Annotated in this window: 23 protein-coding genes; 16 read left to right on the top strand and 7 right to left on the bottom strand. The window is 50.9% G+C overall.

Annotation, left to right across the window (positions count from 1 at the left end):
- The 3 genes from purE to dinB form a co-directional block, all read right to left on the bottom strand.
- Complete coding sequence (gene purE / locus CWE07_RS03860) at window positions 1–486, bottom strand: 5-(carboxyamino)imidazole ribonucleotide mutase (protein ID WP_111568699.1); 486 nt, start codon at window positions 484–486, stop codon at window positions 1–3.
- Between the two features lie 79 nt (window positions 487–565).
- Window positions 566–1,723, bottom strand: a complete 1,158-nt coding sequence (locus tag CWE07_RS03855; RefSeq protein WP_111568700.1) for a dicarboxylate/amino acid:cation symporter — start codon at window positions 1,721–1,723, stop codon at window positions 566–568.
- Between the two features lie 78 nt (window positions 1,724–1,801).
- Window positions 1,802–2,872: a DNA polymerase IV gene (dinB, locus tag CWE07_RS03850; protein WP_111568701.1), complete on the bottom strand. Its 1,071-nt coding sequence runs from the start codon at window positions 2,870–2,872 to the stop codon at window positions 1,802–1,804.
- A 188-nt stretch (window positions 2,873–3,060) separates the two neighbouring features.
- On the opposite strand from dinB, the gene CWE07_RS03845 reads away from it, so the two are divergent.
- Both CWE07_RS03845 and CWE07_RS03840 read left to right on the top strand, forming a co-directional pair.
- Complete coding sequence (locus CWE07_RS03845) at window positions 3,061–3,486, top strand: c-type cytochrome (RefSeq protein ID WP_111568702.1); 426 nt, start codon at window positions 3,061–3,063, stop codon at window positions 3,484–3,486.
- 167 nt (window positions 3,487–3,653) lie between these two features.
- Window positions 3,654–6,278, top strand: a complete 2,625-nt coding sequence (locus CWE07_RS03840) for an EAL domain-containing protein (protein ID WP_111568703.1) — start codon at window positions 3,654–3,656, stop codon at window positions 6,276–6,278.
- Here CWE07_RS03840 and rep read toward each other — a convergent pair.
- Window positions 6,275–8,302 (bottom strand): DNA helicase Rep, encoded by a 2,028-nt coding sequence (rep, locus tag CWE07_RS03835; protein ID WP_111568704.1) that lies wholly within the window; start codon window positions 8,300–8,302, stop codon window positions 6,275–6,277. The two genes, CWE07_RS03840 and rep, sit on opposite strands and share 4 nt — an antisense overlap.
- An 83-nt stretch (window positions 8,303–8,385) precedes the next feature.
- Between rep and ubiK the strand changes: the two genes are divergently transcribed.
- The 7 genes from ubiK to CWE07_RS03800 all read left to right on the top strand — a co-directional run bounded on the left by ubiK (window position 8,386) and on the right by CWE07_RS03800 (window position 15,025).
- Entirely contained in the window at window positions 8,386–8,670 is a 285-nt protein-coding gene (gene ubiK / locus CWE07_RS03830; RefSeq protein ID WP_181452251.1) for a ubiquinone biosynthesis accessory factor UbiK, read from the top strand.
- A gap of 8 nt (window positions 8,671–8,678) precedes the next feature.
- A complete protein-coding gene (locus CWE07_RS03825; protein WP_111568705.1) occupies window positions 8,679–9,953 on the top strand; it encodes a paraquat-inducible protein A in 1,275 nt (424 codons plus the stop codon).
- The gene (gene pqiB, locus CWE07_RS03820; protein WP_111568706.1) at window positions 9,937–11,601 is read left to right on the top strand and encodes an intermembrane transport protein PqiB; all 1,665 of its coding nucleotides are present in this window, start codon (window positions 9,937–9,939) and stop codon (window positions 11,599–11,601) included. Before CWE07_RS03825 ends, pqiB begins: the two co-directional genes overlap by 17 nt.
- Window positions 11,601–12,209: a PqiC family protein gene (locus CWE07_RS03815; protein WP_111568707.1), complete on the top strand. Its 609-nt coding sequence runs from the start codon at window positions 11,601–11,603 to the stop codon at window positions 12,207–12,209. The genes pqiB and CWE07_RS03815 overlap by 1 nt, the downstream gene beginning before the upstream one ends.
- Before the next feature lie 18 nt (window positions 12,210–12,227).
- On the top strand, window positions 12,228–13,715 hold the full coding sequence (locus CWE07_RS03810) for an ATP-binding protein (RefSeq protein ID WP_111568708.1): 1,488 nt from the start codon (window positions 12,228–12,230) through the stop codon (window positions 13,713–13,715).
- Window positions 13,708–14,412 carry a response regulator gene (locus CWE07_RS03805; protein WP_111568709.1) on the top strand — a complete coding sequence of 235 codons (705 nt, stop codon included), beginning with the start codon at window positions 13,708–13,710 and terminating at the stop codon, window positions 14,410–14,412. Before CWE07_RS03810 ends, CWE07_RS03805 begins: the two co-directional genes overlap by 8 nt.
- A gap of 91 nt (window positions 14,413–14,503) precedes the next feature.
- Entirely contained in the window at window positions 14,504–15,025 is a 522-nt protein-coding gene (locus tag CWE07_RS03800) for an EF-hand domain-containing protein (protein WP_111568710.1), read from the top strand.
- A gap of 20 nt (window positions 15,026–15,045) precedes the next feature.
- Here CWE07_RS03800 and CWE07_RS03795 read toward each other — a convergent pair whose 3' ends face one another.
- Both CWE07_RS03795 and CWE07_RS03790 read right to left on the bottom strand, forming a co-directional pair.
- Complete coding sequence (locus CWE07_RS03795; protein ID WP_111568711.1) at window positions 15,046–16,527, bottom strand: PH domain-containing protein; 1,482 nt, start codon at window positions 16,525–16,527, stop codon at window positions 15,046–15,048.
- Window positions 16,524–17,066 (bottom strand): PH domain-containing protein, encoded by a 543-nt coding sequence (locus CWE07_RS03790; protein WP_111568712.1) that lies wholly within the window; start codon window positions 17,064–17,066, stop codon window positions 16,524–16,526. The genes CWE07_RS03795 and CWE07_RS03790 overlap by 4 nt, the downstream gene beginning before the upstream one ends.
- A 225-nt stretch (window positions 17,067–17,291) precedes the next feature.
- On the opposite strand from CWE07_RS03790, the gene CWE07_RS03785 reads away from it, so the two are divergent.
- The 6 genes from CWE07_RS03785 (at window position 17,292) to CWE07_RS03760 (ending at window position 23,286) form a co-directional block, all read left to right on the top strand.
- Window positions 17,292–17,546, top strand: a complete 255-nt coding sequence (locus tag CWE07_RS03785; RefSeq protein ID WP_111568713.1) for a hypothetical protein — start codon at window positions 17,292–17,294, stop codon at window positions 17,544–17,546.
- Window positions 17,547–17,672: 126 nt separating this feature from the next.
- Window positions 17,673–18,545: a hypothetical protein gene (locus CWE07_RS03780; protein ID WP_111568714.1), complete on the top strand. Its 873-nt coding sequence runs from the start codon at window positions 17,673–17,675 to the stop codon at window positions 18,543–18,545.
- 16 nt (window positions 18,546–18,561) lie between these two features.
- Complete coding sequence (locus CWE07_RS03775; protein ID WP_111568715.1) at window positions 18,562–18,816, top strand: hypothetical protein; 255 nt, start codon at window positions 18,562–18,564, stop codon at window positions 18,814–18,816.
- Window positions 18,817–18,904: 88 nt separating this feature from the next.
- A complete protein-coding gene (locus tag CWE07_RS03770; RefSeq protein WP_111568716.1) occupies window positions 18,905–20,440 on the top strand; it encodes a YifB family Mg chelatase-like AAA ATPase in 1,536 nt (511 codons plus the stop codon).
- Between the two features lie 81 nt (window positions 20,441–20,521).
- On the top strand, window positions 20,522–21,148 hold the full coding sequence (locus CWE07_RS03765) for a hypothetical protein (protein WP_126818973.1): 627 nt from the start codon (window positions 20,522–20,524) through the stop codon (window positions 21,146–21,148).
- 227 nt (window positions 21,149–21,375) lie between these two features.
- Window positions 21,376–23,286 carry a S8 family peptidase gene (locus CWE07_RS03760; protein WP_111568718.1) on the top strand — a complete coding sequence of 637 codons (1,911 nt, stop codon included), beginning with the start codon at window positions 21,376–21,378 and terminating at the stop codon, window positions 23,284–23,286.
- A 93-nt stretch (window positions 23,287–23,379) separates the two neighbouring features.
- On the opposite strand, the gene CWE07_RS03755 is transcribed toward CWE07_RS03760, so the two are convergent.
- Window positions 23,380–24,012, bottom strand: a complete 633-nt coding sequence (locus tag CWE07_RS03755) for a hypothetical protein (protein WP_241974033.1) — start codon at window positions 24,010–24,012, stop codon at window positions 23,380–23,382.
- 248 nt (window positions 24,013–24,260) lie between these two features.
- Between CWE07_RS03755 and CWE07_RS03750 the strand changes: the two genes are divergently transcribed.
- Window positions 24,261–25,226: a PLP-dependent cysteine synthase family protein gene (locus CWE07_RS03750; protein WP_111568719.1), complete on the top strand. Its 966-nt coding sequence runs from the start codon at window positions 24,261–24,263 to the stop codon at window positions 25,224–25,226.
- The last annotated feature ends 3 nt before the right edge of the window (window positions 25,227–25,229 follow it).

The raw sequence follows: 25,229 nt of genomic DNA, 5'->3' as shown, positions 1-25,229 counted from the left end.
CTACAACTCCAAGTTTGAATTTTGCATCACTTTATCGCGCTGCTGGGCGCGAAATTGCTTAACGGCGTCAGCGACACTGGCTTCAGTGGTGCCGATGACTTGGGCCGCAAGGAGACCTGCGTTCGCGGCACCGGCTTCGCCAATGGCTAAGGTACCCACCGCGACGCCTTTCGGCATTTGCACAATTGAAAGTAGGCTATCAAGCCCTTTTAGCGTGCGGCTCTGCACTGGCACCCCAAATACTGGCAAGTGTGTAAATGCTGCCAGCATACCCGGCAGGTGCGCGGCGCCACCGGCACCGGCAATCACCACACGGACATCGCCTTGTTCGGCTTCGCGCATGCTGGCTTCTAGCAAGTCAGGCGTGCGGTGGGCTGAAACTACACGAGCTTCCCAGCTTACGCCCAAGTCTTCCAGCATAGAGGCTGCATTACGCATGGTTGGCCAATCAGATTGTGAGCCCATTAAAATCAGTACAGAAGCCATCATTCACACCTATCGGGTTACTTTTCACAGAGTTCGAAAAGCGCTGGATTTTAGCAGAAATATTGCACAAGCGCACCGCTTAATCGGCTTTCGCGTCCTTGGCAAATTTGTCCACCCATAGCGAAATCGCACCGTCACCGGTGACATTACACGCGGTGCCCAAACTATCCTGCGCCATATATAGCGCTATCATCAAGGCAACGGCGGCTTCGCCGAAGCCAAGCATACTGGTTAACAAACCAAGCGCTGACATCACTGCACCACCGGGCACCCCTGGCGCGGCCAACATCACCACACCGAGCATCAAAATAAATGGTAATACCTCGGTAAAGGCAGGAATGCTAAGCCCTTCACGCATCGCCATGACGGCAATCGCGCAGGTGGTAATGGTAATAATAGACCCTGACAAATGGGTGGTGGCACATAACGGAATGGTAAAGTCGGCGATACGCTTACTCACGCCATTCGAGCGCGTGGCTTGCAATGTCACTGGAATCGTTGCCGCGCTGGACATGGTGCCAAGTGCAGTGAAATAAGCCGGCAGCATATTCTTGAGTAGTGCGATAGGCGATTGCCCGGTGGCAAGGCCAGTCACGACAAACATAATCGTCAGCCACAGCCAATGCATCGCGACCGCAAGCAGTAAGATAACACCAAAGGTTTGTAAGGTGCTGAACACAGTGCCAGACAATGCTAAGTCGGCAAAGACCCCTGCAATATAGATTGGTAGCAACGGAATAATCACTTTGGTGAGCAATTTTTCAATGATATCGCGGCCTTCGTCTGCTGCCTGGTGCAGCATTTTTGCGCGCAATGCCGTCATACCTAAACCAAAAATAAATGCAGCAGCGAGGGCTGACATCACCCCGAATAAGGGGGGAATTTCTAAGGTCAAAAACGGGAGTACGTTATGGCTACCGACTTCGCCGCTGGCGCCGCCCACAGCACTTAAGCCCGGCACGATTGCGGCGGTAATAAAGTAGGCGATGGTGCCAGCAATCACCGTTGAGCCATACGCAATAGCCAACGTACGACCCAGCAGATTGGCAGAGTTTTGCGGTAAGTTGGCAATGCCGCTGGTGATAAAAAAGAAAATAAGTAGCGGAATGGTAAAGGTTAGTAATTCGCTGAATAAACCTTGGAAGGTGAGCAAAATACGGTTGATCCACTCAGGTGCAAATAACCCGATTAAGACCCCGCCCGCGATACCCGCGATTAGTTTTAGAATGAGTTTCATAGCTAGGCTGCAAAGGATAAGTAATATAGGCGCGCAAGCTTAGCATAGCTGCCAGCTGTGCAATAGCCGACCAGTCGGTCATTCCAGCTCAAGTTCCAACTGTTTCGCCGAATCGGGGTCAGGCAGGGTGACGCTTATACCAATTAAGCGCACGCCACGGCCTTTACGGCGGTCCCAAGCCTCACGTAGTAGTGCATAAAAAATAGACGGTGAAATGCGGTTACTTGCGCGTGACACCGTTGTTTGTTGAAAGTCGTTGAACTTGAGCTTAACGGTTTGGGTCTTGATTTTTGCGTCTTGCCAGCGGCTTACCTTTAAGCGGCGTTTTAACGAAGGCAATAGTTCGCGCTCGGTGAATTGCTCAACGGCGCGTAATGATTGCAAATCCTGGCGCAAGGTTTCTTCCGTACCAACGCTTTTGCGTACACTGGTGGTGACCACCTGTCGCGGGTCGATGCCCTGGCAGCGTTGATGCAAAATATAGCCAGCTTTATCACCTAGTAAGGCTTGTAATTGACCTAACTCACTAAGTTGCACATCTGCACCAAGGTGCAAGCCAGCATGTTGTAAGCGGGCCAAACTTTTCGGCCCAATACCAGGAATTTTCTGCAGCGGTAATTGCGCAATATAAGCATAAACTTGAGCGGGCTCGACCACAAACTGGCCGTCCGGCTTGCGCTCTTCAGACGCGATTTTTGCCACCATTTTCTGATTTGAAATACCCGCTGAAGCAGGTGTTCCCATTTGACGCAGCTCAGCGCGGATCATCTCAACGGTACGCGATGCACTGCCTTGGCAAAGTGTGTTGTCGGTAAGGTCAAGATAGAATTCGTCAATCGAGGCTGGTTCCATATGCGGAGTAATACTTAATAGGCGCTGCTGGATGCGCAGCGATGTTTCTTTGTAAGCGGCCATATCAGGTTTTACAAAGATTAACTGCGGGCATAGCTTACGTGCCTGATGACCAGGCATTGCGCTGCGCACACCAAATTTGCGCGCCAGATAATTCGCCGTAGCGACCACCCCACGCTCGCCGCCACCGCCCACCGCAAAGGGGACATCGGCTAAATTTGGGTCGCGCAGCACTTCGACCGAGGCGAAAAACGCATCTAGATCAAGTAAAGCTATTTTACGGTTTGAATCGCTCATACGCCTAGTTTAACACAGTGATCTTTTTGCTATGCTAGCGGTATTATGAAAAGTAGCAGGGCGTTGCTATTTAACCTCTGCTAAATTGTGGCTATAATCGGGGCAGATGATTTTAAATTAGCGGCATCATCGCACGTGTCCGTTGACGCTCAAAGCTGTGCCGCAGATGGGTAACCCAGGAGTACACTGTGAAAGTATCTACATTATTAAACTGGAAAGCGGTTGTTGCGTTAGTAGCGGGTGCTGTCTTAGCGGGCGGCGTTGCTGTGGCATCAGACTCTTCAAGCATTGCTGATCGTATCAAGCCTTCAGGCCAGGTACGCTTAGCTAGCGAAGCAGGCCAGCAATCTGCGTCTGCGGCTCAATCTGGCGGTACTCGCTCAGGTGAGGCTGTTTACAACCAGGCATGTGCTGCATGTCACGCAGGTGGTGTACTAGGCGCGCCACGTAAAGGTAATGCAGGTGATTGGGAAGATCGTTTACCTCAAGGCATGGCAGTATTACTAGAGCATTCAATCAATGGCTTTAATGCGATGCCACCACGCGGTGGTTGTGGTAACTGTAGCGACGAAGAAATCGAAGCTGCTATTGAGCACATGATTGCGGGTTTATAAGTCAAACCTCATACAAAAAAACGGCCTTTAGAGGCCGTTTTTTATGCTTTTAAAACTATATATTACATTAAATCAACAACATCACTTGTTTTGTTAGAAGCTATGGCGTCTATTAGCGTTTTCGTGTATGTTAATTTGTACTAATAATTTTATAACAAATACAATTGATGCCAAGCGTTGACATAATTGAGAGCCAACAAGACACTTTTGCGCGTCAGCAAAAAGTGATTGAACGCCTCAAGTTTCTCACCCACAAGTACCGCCAAGCAGAGGTGGTTCAAAAGGCGCTGTTCAGAATTTCTGAACTTGCGGCGTCTGTGCGTGACATGAATCAATTGTACGCTTCGGTCCACAGCATTATCGGCGAGCTGATGGCCGCCAATAACTTCTATATTTGCCTCTACGATGCCGACAGTGACACGGTTGAATTTCCGTACTTCGTCGACGAATACGACAGCATCGATATAGTATGTCGGATGCCCGCTGAAAAACTTAAGCGCGGTATGACCGGATATGTACTGCGCACAGGTGAGCCTCAGCTCCTGACCAAAGAAAGATTCCGTGAGCTCGAAGACAGCGGTGAGATCGATATGATGGGGTCCATTGGCATCGATTGGCTTGGTGTGCCGCTTTTATCTGGCGAACAGGTCATTGGCGCTATGGTGGTGCAGAGCTACAAAGAAACTGTGCGTTACAGTGAACACGACCTTGAGCTTTTAATGTTCGTGTCGCAACACGTGGTCAACTCCCTTGACCGCTTCCGTCAACGTGCATTGATGCAGGCCGAGATCAAGCGCCAAACTGCTGAACTACGCATCACCAACGAAGACTTGTTGAAAGAAATTACGGTACGTGAAAAGGCCGAATTACAAACCTCTGTGCTATTTGCTATATCGGAGCTGACCAATAGCTCAGAGGACATGCATAGCTTTTACAGTGCCTTGCACCGGCAAATTAAAAAGTTAGTACAAGCCGACAACTTTTATGTCGCACTGCTGACTGAGAATGGGCAGCAGGTCTACTTTCCTTACTATGTCGATGAAAACGATCATCAAGCCAAGCAGCGCCGTTTACGCAAAGGCATGACGGAGTACGTTTTACGCCATGGTAAGGCTATTATGATTGACCATCATGAGCGTGAACGCCTGCTAGCGCGCGGTGATATTGTCAGTAGCGGTGATTTGGGTGCGATGCCGCGCCAATGGTTAGGCTCACCGCTGATGCTTAACGGTGATGTGTTTGGTGTTCTCGCAGTGCAAATTTATGACGACGAGCAAACCTACAACCGCGACGATCTTGAGCTTTTAAATTTCGTATCACAACACGTTGCGGTGGCTATTGAGCGTCGACGCTCGGCGGAAAAGTTAGCGCGCGCCAATATATTCCTGGAAAAGCGCATTGCCGAACGTACCGAGGAATTGGTTGAAGAAATTGAGCGGCGCAAAAAAATTGAGGAACGCCTGTATTACGATGCGCACCATGATAACTTGACTGGCCTACCGAACCGGGCAATGTTCACCGAGCGCGTGAGCGCAGCCATTAGCCGGCAGGCGAAACAAAAATCACGCTTTGCGGTGCTGTTTATCGACTTAGACCGTTTCAAAAATATTAATGACACTTTGGGTCACTCAGCAGGCGACCAGTTTTTGCTTGAGGTGAGCCAGCGCTTGCGCGCTGCAGTCCAGCAATCCGATTTAATCGCGCGCATTGGTGGTGACGAGTTCGTCATCTTGATAGATAAGTTACGCGATATCGAGCAAGCAAAGCATGTCGCTGAAACGATTATCGAAGCGATGCGCGAACCATTCTGTTTGGACGACCAAGAGCATTTTTCCGGCGCCAGTATCGGTATTGCAGTCAGCCGACCCAACAAAGAAAGCGTCGATCGTTTATTACGCGACGCTGATGCCGCCATGTATGAAGCGAAGAACGGTGGACGCGGTCAATATGTGATATTTGACGAAACCATACGCCATGGTTTAGTTGCGGCGGTATCGAAAGAATCCGCGTTGCGAAGCGCTCAGCTGCACAAAGATTTTAAGCTCTGGTACCAGCCTATTTATAATCTCGACAGCAATGCGCTGGAAGGTCATGAATTGCTGCTACGTTGGAAGCGAGGTGATGAGTTACTTTCACCCAGTAGCTTTATTGAATCAGCGGAGCATTCAGGTGCCATTGTACGTATCGATTTATGGGTCATCGCCCGCTGTCAGCAATTGTTGCATGAGCTCCCAGCGGACGTGGACGAAACCTTAGCGGCAGATATTTCCGCGCAACGCTGTCGTATACATTTCAACTTATCGACGCAGCACTTGCTTAGTTACCGGTACTTAAAGCAGCTAGAAGAGTCTTTGGCTGCCCTCTCGGTGCCAGCACATAATATTGTGCTCGAATTTGATGAGCAGAGCCTGTTGCGTTGTGACGGCAAACGCATTTTGGCTGGTTTACGCCGCTTACATGACGCGGGTTTTAAACTGGCGTTGGATGATTTTGGGCGTGGTTCTGGGCCACTGCAGTTTATTTACAATTTCCCCTTTGATTTCATTAAATTAGATCGCCGCTTCGTGAGCCAAACAGCGAACAAAGCACGCGCTCGCGCTATGGTTCGGCATGTAGTGACCTTATGTGAGGAGCTTTCTATCCAGTTGATTGCAGAAGGTATTGAGTCAAAAGTGTTACTCAAGCAATTACGCGGTTTAGGGGTGCATCACGGGCAGGGAAATTTGTTAAGCGAACCGGCGTGCATTGAAGTCAATGTCACCAAGCGCGACGTCCAAGGTAAGGCCGGCTAACTGCCTTTTAGTCGATTACGTAACGCTGCGATATTACTTGCAGTGCGTTGTTTTTTCTCATCTAACGACAGCTTGGGCTGTTGGTCCTCCCACTGCACATCGTCTTGGGGTAACTCAAACAAAAAGCGGCTGGGCTCGGGGCGAATAACTTCGCCATACTGACGTCGTTCACGCGCTAACGTAAATACTAAACGCTGTTGGGCGCGGGTAATACCCACATAGGCCAAACGACGTTCTTCCTCGATATTATGCTCATCAATACTAGACTGGTGCGGTAGCAGCCCTTCTTCCATACCGACCATAAACACATAGGGAAACTCGAGTCCTTTGGACGCATGTAGAGTCATCAACTGAACTTGATCGCCTTCCTCGTCGTCTTCCTGGCGCGATAGCATGTCGCGCAACATCAACTTACTCACGGCTTGCTGCAGGCTTAGCGGTTCGTTATCGACGGCTTCGTCTTCGTCACTGAGCATGTCACTGACCCAGCGATACAGTTCATTGACGTTTTTCATCCGCATTTCAGCCGCGGCTGGGCTTGGGCTGGTTTCAAATAACCACGCTTCGTACTGAATAAACTGAATCAGATCGCGAATTGCTTGCACGCTTTCGACACCCGGCTCTGCTGCTTTGCGCGCGGTGCGCTCGATTAAGCCAACAAAGCTTTCCACCGCATGGTAAGCCGGTGCGCTTAGCAAGGTTTTTAAACCGTGAATTTGGCAAGCTGCGAACATAGACACGTGTTCTTGATTCGCCAGTTGGCCAATTTTCTCCAGGTTTTGCGGGCCGATACCGCGGCGTGGCAAGTTGATAATGCGCAGGAATGCGTTGTCATCGTCGGGGTTCACCAAGAGCCTTAAATAGGCCATGATGTCTTTAATTTCGGCGCGGGCAAAGAACGACTGACCGCCGGTCATTTTGTAAGGAATGCGGTTATTCATCAGCGCTTTCTCAAACAGCCGCGCCTGATGGTTACCGCGGTACAATATCGCGTAATCACCATAACGTGTGCGCGATAAAAACCGTTCACGAACAATTTCAGCAACCACGCGCTCGGCTTCGTTCTCTTCATTACGACCAAAAATAACGCGCAAAGGGTCGCCATACCCCATGTCAGAAAACAGCCGCTTTTCAAATACATGGGGGTTGTTATCAATCAAGATGTTGGCGCACTTTAGAATCCGTTCCATAGAGCGATAGTTTTGCTCTAATTTAACCACTTGCAGGCTAGGAAAATCAGTTTGTAGTAGCGCTAAGTTTTTCGGCTGGGCGCCGCGCCAGGAGTAAATACTTTGGTCATCGTCGCCTACAACGGTAAAGCGCGCGCGCGCGCCCACCAGCAACTTCACCAACTGATATTGGCTGGTGTTGGTGTCTTGGTATTCATCCACCAGCAAATAGCGAATACGCTTTTGCCAGCGCTCGCGCACGGCGGCTTGACTGCGTAATAATAGCGTCGGTAGCAAGATAAGGTCGTCGAAGTCGAGAGCGTTATAAGCTTTCAAGTGGCGCTGATAAGCTTCGTACACTTGCGCGAATATGACGTCGTCGCCTTCGGCCTTACTTAGCACGGCATCCGGTGACAACATGTCGTTTTTCCAGTTGCTAATTTTGCTAACCGCAAGTTTAAGCCATGCTTTATCAACTTCGAAATCTTCGTCCGTCAACGCCTTAAGCAGTGCGAGTGAATCTTGGTCATCAAATAAAGAGAAGCCAGGCTTAATGCCAAGGGCTTTGGTTTCACGTCGAATAATGTCCAACCCAAGGGTATGAAAGGTGGATACGCGCAAGCCACGACAGGCTTGGCGACCGAGGGTTTGATGAATACGCTCTTTCATTTCGCGAGCGGCTTTATTGGTAAAGGTCACCGCGGCGATGTCTTTGGCTTTGTAGTCACAGCGACGGATCAAATAGGCAATTTTTTCCGTAATCACTCGTGTCTTACCACTGCCAGCACCCGCCAGGACCAATAAAGGACCAGCGATATATTCAACGGCTTGTTGCTGACGTGGATTAAGTTTCATGATTGACCTCTGTGTAATCGCAGGAGTTTATCGCATTTGGCGTGCTATAGTTAAGGTATCTGGAGTAAAACCAAGGTAATCCGATGATAGACACTAAAAAAATCGAGCAGTTGGCGAAGCAAATTACTGACAGCATCCCACCTGGCGTACGTGACATGGCTGACAACATCGAAGGCCGCGTGAAACAAACATTGCAACAGCAACTGAGTAAGCTGGATGTGGTAAGCCGCGAAGAATTTGAGGTCCAGCAGCAGATGCTATTGCGCTTACGTCAGCGCATTGAAGTGTTAGAGAAGCAATCTCAAGCCTCCGAGCCCGCCAAAGTAGATGTGGACGCCGGTGACGCTGCGACCAAGCCAAGTGAGTAAGTAACCGAATGCGGCGGCGTCGAGCGTGTCCAGAATGTGACTTAGTGGTCACGCTACCGCCGTTGCACGCAGGTGAAGCAGCGTCATGCCCGCGTTGCGACCATGAATTAGCCTACCGCCCTAAAGCGCCAGCGGAGCGCGTGCTGGCTTATAGTGTCAGCGCGGTGATTATGCTCATGCTGACGCTGTTATTCCCATTTATGCAATTTAGTTTAGGTGCGAGCCAAACTGAAATTGTCCTGCTGGATACCGCCACTGCGTTTCGAGCAACCCAGTGGCCCGCATTAGCAGTGGTCATTATTGCCACCATTGTCATCTTACCTGGTATGTATCTGCTCGCTGTCACCTACGTGTATGCCGGTATTGCGTCGCGCCGCTATTTGCCCGGTAGTATTTGGCTAGCGCGGGCGTTAAGCCATATCAAGCCGTGGTTAATGACCGACGTGTTCTTGGTGGGCGTGTTGGTCAGCTTAGTCAAGCTATTAAGCATGGCATCAATTAGTTTAGGCCCGTCATTTTGGGCGTTCTGCGCTTATGTGGTGTGTATGGTCAAAGCGGTGTCGAATGTTGATTCCGACTGGATGTGGTTTGCATTAAAGGGGGAGCCCAAAACGCCGTACGTGGCGGTAAGCGGAACCGACGCGTGGTCACAAGGGTTGGTCGGCTGCCGTACCTGTGGATTACTTAATCGCATTGAGCAGGGCCATTGTCGGCGTTGCGCGCGGCGTATTCGAGTGCCCGGTCGGCACAGCATCGAACATACCTGGGGCTTATTGATTGCAGCCAGCATCTTATACGTTCCAGCTAACCTGTATCCGATGATGCGCACCCAGAGCTTAATTGGGGTCACGGAGTCGACGATCTTGGGTGGGGTGTGGCAAATGGTTGAATTGGGCTCCTACTTTGTCGCGGCGGTGATTTTTTTCGCCAGTATTGTGATTCCAGTCGCTAAGATCATTGTCTTGGCCTGGTTATGCTTGGTGGTGCAACGAGCCCGTGCTGGTGCCGACCCCATGACACAGCAACAACGCATGCGTTGGTATCGAATAGTCGAATTTATTGGCCGATGGTCTATGATTGATGTCTTTGTTGTCGCCATTATGGTGGCCTTGATTCAAGCTGGCGTGATTTTGTCTATTCAACCAGGCCCTGCTGCACTTGCTTTTGCTGCAGTGGTTATTTTAACCATGCTGGCTGCGATGGCATTTGACCCTAAGGCATTGTGGCAGCCCCATCGGGTCGCCCAGTTAGAAGAGGAAAGGATGCATGAGCAATCCCATTGATGACACCCTTGACCAAACGTTTGGCAAAGCCAGACGGGGTCGGGCGCGGCGTATTTCATCGATATGGTTGGTACCAGCGGTTGCATTGGCGATTGGCATTTGGATGGCCTACGACACCTTAAGCCAGCGTGGTGCATTGGTACATCTGACTATGCTGAATGCCGAAGGTGTTGAAGCCGGCAAAACTATGGTCAAAGTCAAAGAAGTGGCGGTGGGACGGGTTGAAAGTGTGTCCTTGACGGATGACTTTACCCAAGCTCGTGCGGCGATACGTATGTTCGATGGTACCGACAATATGCTCACTGAAGATGCGCAGTTTTGGGTGGTTAAGCCGCGAGTAGGGCGTGATGGTGTCAGTGGGTTAGGTACCATTTTATCAGGTGCGTATATTGAACTTGAACCCGGAATCGGTGAACCTGGGCAGCGCCACTTTGAAACGTTAGCGCAACCCCCAGTGATGCGACGTGGCGAAGCGGGCGTAAGTGTGCGCTTACACAGTGACCATGGTAATCAATTAAACCCAGGCGACCCAGTCACGTTTCGCGGCTATACCGTGGGTCGTATTCAATCAGCGGAATTTAATATCGACAACCAGCGCAATGAATTTCGCGTGTTTATACAGCAACCCTTTTCAGATTTAGTGTCTGACCGGGTGCGTTTTTGGCAAAGTTCAGGGGTGTCATTTCAACTCGGCGCTGATGGTGTACGCATTGACATGGGCTCATTAGAATCGATCTTAGTCGGCGGTATTACCTTTGACTTTCTTAACGAAGGGCCAGCGGGCGAGCGCGTAGCCCAAGATACTGAGTTCACCTTGTACCGCGACCGCGAGTCGGCTCAGCAGGAAGGTTTTACCCAATACGCCGATTACATCATGCTGGTGGAGCAAAGCGTACGTGGTTTGAGTGTGGGCGCGCCGATTGAGTTTCGGGGCATTCGCATTGGCACTGTATTGCAAGTGCCATACACCGGCGGTGAGGGCCTTGGGCAGCGGCTGATGCAGCAAGAAGTGCCGGTGCTGATTCGGATTGAGCCTGAACGTTTAGGTCCAAGCTTTGGTGATTTAGACATGCAAAATTGGCAGCAGCAAATGCAGCGGGCTTTTGCGCGTGGGCTACGCGCACAGTTGCAATCGGGCAATATTATCACGGGCGCGCAGTTCATTGATTTGGTGTTTAGCGATGCACCATTGCAACTGGCAGAACATGACTATGATTACCCGCTGTTTCCGATGCTTTCTGGTGGCAGCGGCTCGCTGGAGAGCCGAATTGCCGCGCTCGTAGATAATCTGAACCAGATTGATTTCGGCGCGATTGGTGAGCAAGCTGAGCGCTCACTGACTGCATCGGAGCAAACGCTTCAGGCTGTCGAGCAGTTGAGTACTTCATTGCAGGCGCTCATGTCGCAGCCGGAAATGCAGCAATTACCAGCGCGTTTGCAAGGCACCTTAGACGAGCTTGAGCGCTTATTATCAGGGTATTCTACTGATGCACCGGCATACAATGACGCCACCCGCGCTATTCAAAGCTTAGAGCGCATTTTAAGTGACTTAGAGCCATTTGCTGAGTCATTAGGTGAGCAGCCTAGTTCGATACTATTTAAGCGCGCGCCAGCCGCAGACCCACAGCCACGACGGGAGCAACGATAATGATACGACGATGGACCTTTGCTGCGCTTGGCGCTTTGTTGCTCACTTTAGCGGCATGCTCAAGTACGCCGCAGGTACAGCAATACTTATTGAGTGCGCCTGAACTTAGCGCAATCAGTACAAGCGAACCGAATGCGTCTGGGGCTAAAATTGTGATTGGCCAAGTGGAAGTGGCGGCATTTTTAAGCGGTCAGAGTATTGTGACCATGCAGGACGGTCATCAGCTCCATCAAGCCCATTACCATCGCTGGGCAGAGCCTTTACCCAGACAGCTTCAGCGCCAGCTTCGGCTTGGCCTCGCCGCTCAATTACCCAACCATAGTTGGTTGTCTATTCATGGTAGCGCGCATTTACGTAGTCTGGATTATCGTCTCGATATCGTGGTCGATGAATTTCACTTGAACTCGCGACAGCAAGCGGTTGTCGGTGGCCAATGGCAGTTGCGTGACGCCAACCAAGGGTATGTGGCGCATGGCCAGTTTCATCAGTATCAAGGTTTGAGTGCCGATGGCTACCCAGCGCTTGTCGAAGCACTGAATCAAGCTTGGCAGCAAAGCTTAGTTGAGATTGCCGAGCAACTTACGCACAATGGCACGCTACAACTTTAGTCCTTTCAAGGCATCAGCATGCTGCGCAGCTCTCTAAGCACCACATGGCAGTTTTTTCTTGCTATCGCCGGCGTCGGCTTGGCGCTGGTGGTGCTGTCTATGCTTGGGCTGCGTTTCTATTTTACCTACAACTTTAACGCCTATTTAGCCGCCCAAGAGCAGCAGCGTTTACAAGAGCTAGCAGTGTTGGTGGCAGATTTTTACGATGTGCAAAGGTTACGCGACGAGAACTTTCAGTTTCAGCAGCTCGATGATATTCAGCGCGGCGGTGCAAGACGCTTATTGGCCGGGCTAACGGCTGCGCAGTGGCGCAGTGACGCGCGTTCCGCCAGAGAAGAGCGAGCTCCTTTAAGCGGCCCTGCCAGCCGTTTTAACTTTCGTGATATTAGTTTGTATGACATTGATGGCACACGGGTTAGCGGGCGCGACTTACGCACGAGTGAGCAAAGTGTTATTGAGGTGCCTATTCTGGCGGGCGACCCCGTGCGTCAGGTGGGTTATTTAGTCAGCTTGCGGCCTGAAGGCCCGATGCAGCCCATCGACAGCGTTTTTCAACAACAACAGCTAAGCGCTATAGCGATAGCCGCAGGCTTGGCTATTTTGGCTGCTGCGATAGCTGCGGGCTGGCTGGCGCGACGTTTGCGTCAGCGCGTAAACGTGTTAACTCAGGCAACACGCAGCTTAGCGCGTGGTCAGTATGATGTGCGTTTGCCCGCCACGGGGCGTGACGACTTGGCTCAGTTAAGTACTGACATTAACCGTCTTGCCAGCTCATTGCAGTCAGCGACTCAGCAACGCCGTGACTTTATGGCCGATGTCGCCCACGAGCTACGCACACCTTTGACCATTTTACAGGCCGAATTAGAAGCCATCGAAGACGGCATCCGCAGTCTAGATGCGCAGCAGATGGGCTTGTTACAGGGGCAAGTCAGGCAACTCACTCAACTGGTTGATGATGTACATACATTGGCGCAAGCCGATATCGGCTCATTGACTTACCGCTGGCAGGACTTGGATATGAGTGAATGGCTGCAACGTATGTGGCCAAGCCTTGCACACCAAGCGGAGGCAATCCCAGGTATCGAAGTCAGTTTGCACGCGCCATCACAGCCTGCTTGGGTACAAGCCGACCCTGAGCGTTTAGCGCAGTTGCTACAAAACCTGTGGTCGAATTCGTTATGTTACACCGATGCGCCGGGGCAAATTTCACTGCGTTTAGAGATTGCGCCCAGCCAAGTCGTATTAGTGCTTGAAGACAGTGCGCCTGGCGTGCCTGAGCATGCGTTGTCGCGTATTTTCGAGCGTTTATATCGGGTCGATTCGTCACGTAATCGGGCCAAGGGCGGTTCGGGTCTTGGCCTTACCCTGGTACAACGCATTGCCCACGCCCATGGCGGCGACGTCATTGCCAGACCGAGTCAGCTGGGTGGGCTACGTGTCGAGGTAACGCTAAGTACGCAGGGCCGGGGTGCGCTAGATAGTTTAACGGGAGCCGAGCATGCCTGATGCAGCCTCAATTTTGGTAGTAGAAGATGAAGCCGATATTCAAGGCTTGCTGCGCGACTACTTGCAGCATGCTGGCATGCAGGTCACCCTTGAAAGTGACGGGGCAGCGGCGCTTGAGCGACTGAAAGCGGCGGGCGCGAATGATTTTGACGTGGTGATCTTAGACATTATGCTGCCTAGCTTAGATGGGCTGGCAGTGTGTCAGCAGCTGCGTGAATTCTCCCACGTGCCAGTGATTTTCCTGACTGCCCGCCACGATGAAATTGACCGGTTACTTGGGCTGCGCTTGGGCGCCGACGATTATATTTGTAAGCCGTTTAGCCCCCGCGAAGTGGTCGCCCGGGTTGAAGCCATTGTACGTCGGCATCGCTGGCAACAGGGCGCGACTGCACAGCCGAATACCGGCTTACAGCTCGATACGGACTCGTATACCGCGCGTTTAAATGGGCAACCTATTGACTTAACACCAGTGGAATTCAGACTATTAGACACGTTACAGAAGCAGCCAGGGCGAGTGTTTCGCCGCGACCAGTTGGTGCAGGCGGCGTATGATGATTACCGGGTTGTGTCAGACAGAACCATTGATAGCCACATTAAGAACTTACGCATCAAGCTACAGCAGGTTGCGCCTGAGCTGCAGCTGCTCCATTCTGTGTATGGCGTTGGTTACCGTTTTGAATGGCCAACACCTCCATAATTTATCCACATTTGGCGCATACTCACTGCACATTGTGGGCATATATTTAGCCTTGTAAGTTCACACATAGAGTTAGCAAGGTGGAAAAGTTATGAAAACATCAATCAAGCAAGTAGCAAGCATGTCATTAATGGCGTTATTAGTTGTTGCCGGTAGCGCGAGTGCCAGCCAAGGGTATGAGCGTGGTGAGGGTAAACGTGGTGAGTTTAAGCGCGGCGATGGTCCACGTGTAGAGCGCTTAACAGAAGCTGAGCGTGAAAACCGCCGTCACCAGTGGTTCGCTAATTTAGACACCAATAATGACGGCTATATCAGCGAGGAAGAGTTTGTGGCCGCAGCGGTTGCGCGCGCAGAAGAGCGTTCGCGAGCAGCATTCGCACAACTTGACCAGCACAATAAAGGTGAGTTATCGGCGCAAGATTTTGCTGAATTAGGCGAGCAGCGCCGCGCAGAGCACGCCGCTATGCGAGCAGAGCGCCGTGAACAAATCCGCGAGCACGGCGATGCAATTCGTGCCCACGTACGTGAACAGCGCCAGCAAGCACGCGCTGAACGCAGCGAGGGTGAGAGCCCACGTCAGCGTGGCGAGCGTCGCCAGCGAAGCCAGGACTAAGTACTTGGCCGCGGCTAAGCCTACATCCAACGACCTTTAAAGTCAGTACTACGCTGCAACAGTTGCTGTTGCAGCGTTTTTATTTGTGCATAGGGCAACCACGCAATAGTTTCGCGTCCTGCTGCACTATAAACATGCAATTTGGCACTACCCCACAGCCGCAGCCAAGGCCCTTGCTGCAATGTAACCTGCTGAATCTTCACGCTGGGGATAAAGCGTTGCTGTTGTCCGAACAAACCATGGCGTGTCGCGAGCCAATAGTCGCCCAGGAAGAACGCGCGCTTTCTCCACATCTGCCATTGAATTGGCACGCCCGCGATAGCGCTGATCGTCAGTGCATACCCAATTGCTGTCCAGGAAAACTGACTGATTAAAGCCACAGCGAGGGTAATGAAGAGTGTGGTCATCAGCCATGGCAGCAGCGTGCTTGCCCAATGGAAACCCTGCCATGTCGGGGTTTCCAATTGCAGCTCAGTCGCCAATTGTTGCTGGCGCTCGGCATTCAGCACAGGCACAAAAAACACTTTGTCGGTTTGCTGTTGTTGCCGGCCTTGCCCCGATTGGTTAATGCGCAGACTAAAACGGCGTAACCACAGCGCAATAAAACCTTGTTGCAGTACAACACGTTGTAATCGCACGTATTGAAAGCTGCGGCTGGTCACCGAAATTAACCCCATTTTGGCATGGTAACGGGACCCTTGGGCAGTTAACTGATATCCGTAGAAGCGGATAATCGCCAGTAATACGGACAATCCGACCACTATAGCCAAGCTTAAAAGTGCGATAATGGCGATAGTCAGCCATAGCGACTCGTCGGCCTGAAAGCGTTCTAGTGAGTCAAGCAAGGGGTTTAAGTACGGCATGACATAATCGTCGACCACATTGGCTTGACCCAACGGATACGCCAGAATCGGTAATAACAGCAATACTGGGTTATAAATCAATCCATAGCGCGCGACTTCGGTAACCGGCAGGCTAAAGATATGGCGGGTAGACGCTTGCGCGGTGTGCTGTTGTGCTTCGAGTCCTTCGCTCACGTCGGTGTCAATCGCGGTTTCGGCCAGCATCTTTTCTTTCATACGGTATGCAGCGGGCGTACTCAGGCCGGCAATTTGCACTTCTTTGCTGTCTGATCCTGCGCTTTCAACGCCCAATATCGCTAGCTTGAACGGGCGGAAGTACCAAGGTTCACGTACATCAGCTTGTTGAATGCGGGCAAAGTCTAAGGTCAGTTGCTTGCGCCAGATAATGCCCTCGCGCACATGCAGGCTGTGCTCATTTAAGGCATAGCGAAAAAACCACCAGCTCAACACCGTAAACACAAGCAAAAAGGTTGGCACCACAATAGCCACGCCGAGCAAAATAAGCCCGCGTAGCTCGGCACCGGCAGTGAAAAACACGACCAACAGGGGCCATAAATTACTGAGCTGACTGATAGCGACCCGAATTGAGCGGGCAAAAAAGTAGATCAGCGCTATCCACGCGACGCGTTGTAAATTCATGCTTGCGGCTCTGCCATATGTTCGGTTTCCTCAGCGGCCCGCGCTGCGACTTGATCCAGCAACTGATCGCGCAAGCGCTCTGCGAGTGCTAAGGGAAGGCCGGGAATCGCCAAGTCGGAACCGCTGCCACCTGCGGTATAAATGACTAACTGGCTCAAGCCTAAGGTGCGCGCTATCATGCCTTGGGCAATCTCAACGTGCTGAATGCGACTCACAGGCACTGCTACTTGGCGGCGCCACAGTGCACCAGTGCGGTAATGCACATCAAGTTCACGGGCATCGTAGCCCGTGAACTGATAGCGTCTAGGTGCCCAGAGCAATACCATCAAAAGCCAGATCAGTGTCACTACCACCGCCAAACTAATCCCAATCCAGCGCCAATCCACAGGGGCAAAATAGGTGTAAAAAAGCGCAAGCCCAATGATTAAAACAAGTTGTAGCGATATTTCCACACGTAACTGACGAATGTACTTACGGTCAACCTGACGGTAATTAACCGCCAGCGTGGCTGAAGTCGGTGAAGATTCTGGAGTGAGCATAACGTTCCCTATAGACAACCTAAGTGGCTGCGCACAATTAGCTTTTACCGCAGTGTACGGGGTTTGACAGATTGCAGCAATCGTCGCAATGCATTGGTAAAACAGCGGTATCTGGCGCAAGATTTAGGTAAATAAAAGATACGCAGCTAGCAGACTGTCACAATTTAGTCATAATCAAGCGCTAGTCTGGTGATACATAAAAAGACCAAAACAGAAGGAAACAATATGGTGAAACTAAAACCTAGTGTGAAAACCGCACTAGTACTACTGATAGGCTATGCGGCGCACCAAGGTAACCCGCAATATGAGTTGAATATCGGCGCCAGCCCACAAGGTACTGAAGCCACGCAACGCGTGATAGAACGACCACGCTACAGCCTACCGTTTAACTCACAATACAATAGCCAAGATGCGTTTGCGCGATGGGCATCAGCCTACCAAGCGCGACTTAACCAAGGGGAGCTAACCGCAGAGCGTTAACTCCCTTTTTTATTGCCCGTCACTTTATATGTCACTTTTATTGATTGCAACCAACACAATTACCACATATTGTTAACATATAGCTACGTACCTTGATCCTTTTTATGTTATGACTTAGGAGTTTCTATGAAGGCTGCCGTGTGTTCTGTGTTCTGTGTTTTGCTATTTGTTAGTTTTACATCTCACGCTTCTGACACTTTTACATTTTGCGATAGCTGTACTTCGGCACAAATGTCAGCGATTGCTATTGAGAATGCAGGAGAGTTGCACCGATCACGACACTACGTTCATAACGTAGGTACTGGTGAATTAAGGTATTTTCTTATTAGGAATGATGTCGAGCATCAGAGAAGAGAAGTTACGGTGCTTCAGGCGTCCGATGCAGTTAAGTCCGCTCTAAGAAACTTTATCCTTCAGGTTGAGCGGTATAATACCTCTGTTAAACAACTGTCACCAGTTAATCCTAATAATACTTTTCAGATTCAGCAGCAAAATGTAAATCAATGTAAAAGTGGTAACTACGTAAATGTTTATGATGTTATCTCGTCCTCTGAAACGCGCAAGAATTTGTATGACCAACATGCCGATGTGTTTCCTCTTGCTCACAATGTCGTAAATGGGTTAGCTGCGCTCTCAAATTTAACTGTGAATGTTGGGAATTTTAATTTGGGTATAAATTTACTGTTGCCGATTGAATATCATCTGCCGGGAGGAGGGCAAATAAAAGTTTATGCCAATCCTATTGCTGAAACATTTGAAGTCGTGCCAGGAACTGCAAGGGAGTGTGGAGGGCAATATATTCCATTGTCACGCGATGATTTAAATGGTCAAACATTAAGATTTAATTCGAGGGTTGCAGCTGACCAATTTAATATTTGGATGATGGGTTTTAATTCAAGCACACCCTCACTCCCGATTTGTAATCAAAACTTCTTTATCATGGCGTGTGGCAGGAACTCGCGTGGCGAAATCTCATGTCCAGCCACTTGTAAATACTAATAGCTACAGGATACTCATGGAAAACTTCGGCGGATTGGCATTAACAATATTTAGCGTTTTCTCGCTTCTTATTCATATAGTATTAGCATTCTCAGTGTTTTTGGAGGCGGAACGAACGCGTCGCACTTATCGTAAGCCTTTATATTTAATGGGCTCAACGTTATGGTTTTTTGTGATTTTAGGAACAGGCATGATCGGCGTATTTGTATTTTGGTTTATGCACCACTTTGCGCCTCGCGAGGAAACTCGTGGTAGTGCTCTTAAGCCTTAAAATGGTTTAAATCTACTTTACGCAATTACCCAATATCGCAACCCAGCCTAGAGCACTATGGTTAAAGCTTTATAACAGAGGCTGTGCGATGGGTTTAGCGGTGGTGTACACACGAGCGATGCTGGGCATGGAGGCGCCGCAGGTGCGTGTCGAGGTCAATGTGGGTAAGGGAATCGGTCACTTTCAAATCATTGGTATGCCGGAGACCACGGTGCGTGAGGCCAAAGACCGCGTGCGAACTGCGCTGATTAACTCTGGCTTTGAGTTTCCGGTCGGGCGAATTACCGTCAATTTATCGCCTGCGGAGCTGCCAAAGCAGGGCGCGCGCTATGATTTAGCGATAGCCCTAGGAGTGCTCATCGCCGGTGAAGTAGTTGCCATCGCCGCGATTGATGACATTGAGGTGTATGGCGAGCTAGGTTTAGCTGGTGAGCTCCGCGCTGTGCAGGGCACATTGCCGAGTTTACTGGCGTGCCAAGCTGCGGCACGGTTGGCGCTGATACCAAGTGCGAATGCACGTGAGGCAGGCTTACTGCGCGAAGCGATAGCCTATAGCTTTGAATCTCTGGCACAGCTCGTGCTGCATCTGACTGGTGAAGCACGGCGTGCCCTGATTGCCCCGGAGGACTTGCCGGTGCAAGCTCAGGTGCAAGCAGATATGCGTGAAGTACGGGGTCAGGCGCAGGCCAAGCGCGCATTGTTGTTAGCGGCAGCAGGCGGACATAATTTATTGTTTGTGGGCCCACCGGGCACAGGTAAAACCATGTTGGCGCAGCGCATGTTGAGTTTGCTGCCGCCGCTAGATGACGCCGATAGTATTGAAGTAGCGGCAATCCAGTCGCTCTCGCCGGAAGGGTTTGTAGCGCAGTCCTGGCGTCAGCGGCCACTGCGCAGCCCGCACCATTCATGTTCAGCCGCGGCCCTTGTGGGGGGCGGATCTATCCCCAAACCAGGTGAAATTACCCTTGCGCACAAAGGCGTACTGTTTTTAGATGAACTCGCTGAAATACCTCGTCATACCTTAGATTCGCTGCGTGAACCGCTGGAGTCTGGCATGGTGCATATAAGTCGTGCCCAGCAGCGCGCTAGCTTTCCGGCGCAGTTTCAATTGATTTGTGCATTAAACCCATCACCCTGTGGGTCGTTTGACGGCGATTTAAGTTCGGCGCGCGCGACGCCGGATCAAATCATTAAGTATCTCAGTAAGATATCTGGCCCTTTTCTTGACCGTATCGATATTCAGGTCGAAGTGCCGCGTCAACCTGACATCCTGCGCCCATCGCAAAGTCACAACACCGATCAGCAAGAAGCCGACAGCGCAAGCTTGCGCGCGTTGGTTGAGGCCGCTCAAGCGACCCAGTTGCAGCGCCAAGGCTGCCTTAATCAGCACGTGCAAGGGCCGCAGGTGCTTGCGCACTGTCAGTTAAGCACCGACGACCATGACTTTTTAGTCACTGCGATTGAAAAGTTGAATCTATCGCACCGTGCATATCATCGCGTGCTGCGCTTGGCGCGCACCATTGCTGATATAGAGCAGCAGCCCAAGGTACAGCGTATCCACCTAAGTGAAGCATTAAGCTATCGCGCATTGGATAACCTGCTTAATCAGTTGCAGCGTCTCTAGCACCTGCTTTTAAAGGGTAGGCATGCAGCGGATACCTTTGTTATGCTGGCGCGCAGAGAAACCAATCAATTGAGGTAGCGTGTGAACCAACAACAATCGACGATGGACACTCAACATAGCCCTGGTCAGCGTCTTATGTGGATGACGTTAGCTATGGTGGCGTTGAGTGTGCCACTTTGGTATGAAATTGTAGCGCAGCCGGGGCAGGCGGTATTTGCCTGGCGTTGGACAGAGCATCAAGCGCTGGTCGAAAGCATTGTCAGTGTATTGCATCTGGTGATTGTGGTGGCGGGGGTGTGGATGCTGAAGCGAGCAGTCGGCGATATGCCGCAATGGCCGTTGATCCGCATTGGCGCCTGGATATGGGCTGCACTCGTGGGTGTGTTCGCCTTATTTAGTGTGGCGATGTTTAATATCGGCGAAAATCGCGTGCTAGATAGCGTGCAGGGCGAAGGTTACCGAGTCAACTTTGTATATATTGCTGGCACCTCGGATGAAAACCAGCAAATCAGCGCTGTGATCAGTTGTAACCATACGTTGCTGTATAAAAATATTCTGTATATGGACCGCTTGGCTGGGGTTAACGGTGTGCGTCTTGAACAGGGCACCGACACGCTAGCGGTTACATACCTAGATGGAGATAGCATTGTACAGCAGGAAAGCTACTCGCTGAGCGACTTCTTTCAACGCTGTCGTGCTAGTCGTTAACTATTACTTTCTGCGCTGATGGTTAATAAATTGTAAATTAAAAAATTATTGTTTACACCAATGCAACAAACGGTTAGCTTAATTTCGGGCTAGCCGTATTGGGTTACTTTGGTTTTTTTCTGCATTTTCTGATAATTACCGCGATAAATTACTTCCTCTTTTGCCCGCTGTAAACCGCGGCTCATCTATGAGCCACTCCTTAATTCAACAGAATATAAGTAGGATTTATGAAAAAAGTTATAACTCTTAAGCTGAGTTTACTCTCTGTTGCGTTGGCCAGCACCTCAAGTATTGCAGGGGCAAGCCAGGGTGAGTTAGTGCAAACGGAAGTTGCACGTCCAGCTCCTCCAAGTGTCGTGCGTCAAGCACAGGGAAATAGTCAAGGTAACGGCGGTCAAGGTGCCGGCGGGCTAGACATTCGATTGTCTAATCAAGGCCCAGAATTGAGCTTTATTGTGAAATTCAAAGACGACAAAGACCCGATGGCCATGGCGCGAGTGCAAGGGAACCCGAGCGAGCGCGGTACCCTGATGCAGGCGAAAGCGATGGAAATCTCGCAATCAACGGGCTTAGATTTAGCCTATGAACGCAGTATGGGCTTGCCGAACACCCACGTGTTCCGTGTCGGTCAAATTGGTGACGTCACTGCGCAGTGGCATCCGCGAGGCAGTCGCAATCGGCGCGGGGTTGTTGAAGAGACCATTGAGCAGTTAATGGCCGATCCCAATATTGAGTACGTTGAAGAAAACATGTTGCATCAACCGATGCAAACTCCGAATGACCCAAATTACAACCAACAATGGCATTACTATGAGCCTGTGGGAGGCGCCAATTTGCCTGCGGCTTGGGCTCAGGGCATGACTGGACAAGGGGTTGTAGTGGCGGTGCTTGATACCGGCTACCGACCGCATGTTGATTTAGCCGCGAATTTATTGCCAGGCTACGACATGATCTCCGACCCGTTTATTGCCAATGATGGCAATGGGCGTGATAGCGACGCACGCGACCCGGGTGATTGGGTGTCTGCAGGCGCATGTGGTGGCGGCTTCCCAGCTCAAAACCAAAATTCAAGTTGGCATGGAACCCATGTTGCAGGCACCATCGCGGCAGTCACTAACAATGGTACTGGTGTTGCTGGCGCAGCCTACGACGCAAAAGTTGTGCCTGTACGTGTGCTTGGACGTTGCGGCGGCACCACGGCAGATATCGCGGACGGCATTTTGTGGGCAGCTGGTGGCAGCGTACCGGGTGTACCGAGCAACCCGAACCCAGCGGATGTCATTAACATGAGTTTAGGCGGGCAAGGCAGCTGTCAAAATACGACTCAGCAAGCGATTAATGTTGCACGCAATAATGGCAGTGTGGTCGTGGTGGCGTCTGGTAACAGTAACGCCAACGCGAATAACTTCACCCCGGGTAACTGTAGTGGTGTGATTAATGTTGCCTCTACAAACCGCAGTGGTGGGCGTGCGTATTACTCCAACTTCGGCTCGTCAGTCACTGTAGCGGCACCAGGTGGTGCACAGAACTTTGCGAACGACCCTGAGGGTGTGTTGTCGACATTTAACAGTGGCACCACCACCCCAGCCAACGATAGCTATCGCTTTAGCCAAGGTACTTCAATGGCCGCACCTCACGTGGCAGGTGTCGCTGCATTGGTTAAACAAGCATTGCCCAATGCGACCCCAGACCAAGTAGCAAGTATTTTGGTTAACTCAAGCCGCAGCTTCCCATCTGCTTGTAGCGGTTGTGGTGCAGGTATCGTGGATGCGGGTGCCGCAATCAGCTTAGCCTTAGGCAACAACGGCGGCGATAATGGCGGAAACCCAGGTACTGGCGGTGGTGGTAGCGTGGATAACTTGTCTGCGGCAACGGGGCAGTGGAACCGTTTCACCATTAATGTACCCGCTGGCATGAGCACCTTTACCGTGCGCATTACCGGTGGCACAGGGGACGCTGATTTATATGTGCGTCGCGGTAGTCAGCCGACCCTGCAAACATGGGAGTGCCGCCCATATCGCGCGGGTAACGAAGAGTTATGTACGATTAATAACCCGCAAAGTGGCACGTGGCATTTAGGTGTGCATGCGTATCAAGCTTATTCAGGCGTACGCTTAGAGGCCAACTATCAGCCTTAATATAGACAGCGTTAACTTGCGCTAATAATAAAACGCCGTGGTGGAAACATCGCGGCGTTTTTTATCGGTTCAAGTTAAAACCCAACCCTCGGGTTAGTCGCGATACTGGTAGTTGTCTTCCCAGCCCCAAGGTGCGGGTGGGGTCTCGACGGTTTGGCTTAAATCCACATCGACTTGAAACTCACGATCGTCACGCACTAAGCGATAACGCAAAGTGTTCTGGTCTGGAAATTTAACCCACCAGGTATTACCGATAGACGCTGTGGCGCCTAGCTCAGCAAATAATTGCTTGCTGTATTCGTCAGCGGGGAACGATTGCGAATACGGGGTACCTGGGCTAAACGTTTCACCACCATACATAGTCATCGGGTCATGGCTGCCGTCACGCTCACGGTGGTCGTGCTTCAGCTCTAAGCCATTCTCGGTGCGGCTAATAATCCAGGTGCGAGAGTGGTCGTCACCTACGTGAAGTGGAATGCGAATGCGCTGATCCGAGCATTCTTTGACTTCAATGACGATATCCGCAGCAATCCAGTCGGCGTCTAAAGCTTCGTCCCCAATGGTGACTGCGCCCGCGTAGCTGTTGCCACAATGGGCTAGCAAGGTGTCAAAAAATACATCTTGCGGATCAGGATCAGCGGAGGTACAAGCGCTTAAAACAAGGCCGGTGGCTGCTGCTACGGCAGACAGTTTAATCGTGCGGCCGAAGCCTGAACTCTGGGGCATGGACATTCCTTACTGTGGCTACTAAAAGGCATTGATTATAAAAAGTGATGAATCACGGCATCAATGCATGATCTAATCTACCCTGATACTAACAAAGGATACAAGCCGCTGCCAAACCCGCGCCATTGATATACCTCATAAGTAAATATTATAGCGCGCAAAAAGCGGGTGAGCGCTAATTGCATAGATACTCGCTGGTAGCTTTAGTATCATGACGCCCTACATCTGACGATTGGAAAAAAGTGACTATGAAAATATACGCGAACGCGCTGGAAATGGTCGGTAACACGCCGATGCTACGAGTCAGTAACTTAGACACTGGCCCCTGCGAGCTTTACTTGAAGCTTGAAATTCAAAATCCGGGGCTTTCCATCAAAGATCGCATTGCTGTGAGCATGATTGCCGCGGCTGAGCAAGAAGGCAAGTTGAAGCCCGGTGACACCATTGTCGAAGCGACTGCGGGTAATACCGGCTTGGGCTTAGCATTGGTTGCTATGCAAAAAGGGTACAAATTAGTCATTGTGTTGCCTGACAAAATGAGCCGCGAGAAGTTATATAACTTGCGTGCTATGGGCGCTGAAGTCATCGGTACACGCTCAGACGTTAACAAAGGCCATCCTGAGTATTATCAAGATATGGCCCAACGCATTGCTGAAGAGCGCGGTGCATTCTATGTGAATCAGTTCGCAAACCAAGCGAACGTGAAAGCACACTACACCACCACAGGGCCTGAAATTTGGCAGCAAATGGAAGGGCGTTTAGATGCGTTCGTGTGCGGTGTGGGTTCAGGCGGCACCTTAAGTGGTGTTGGCGCTTATTTGCGCGAGCAAAATGCAGCGGTTGATTTAGTGCTGGCGGACCCTGAGGGGTCAATTTTGGCGCCACTGGTCAATGAAGGCAAAGAAGTCGAGCCAGGCAGCTGGTTAATTGAAGGTATCGGTGAAGATTTTATTCCCGACACGTGCAACATTGAGTTGGCCAATAAAGCCTACGCAATTAGCGACAAAGAGTCGCTCTACACCGCGCGCGATATTCTCAAGCACGAAGGCATCCTGGTCGGCTCTTCAAGCGGCACGCTTATCGCAGCCGCGCTGAAGTATTGCCGTGAGCAAACCGAAGCCAAACGCGTCGTGACCTTAGCCTGTGACACGGGCAGTCGTTATTTATCCAAGCTATTCAATGATGAATGGCTGGCACAACAAGATTTAGATTAAGAG

Source organism: Aliidiomarina maris, from assembly GCF_003987335.1.
GTDB classification, from domain to species: Bacteria; Pseudomonadota; Gammaproteobacteria; order Enterobacterales; family Alteromonadaceae; genus Aliidiomarina; species Aliidiomarina maris.
The sequence above is the reverse complement of the archived record's forward strand: the minus strand, read 5'-3'. Positions and strand labels throughout refer to the sequence as shown.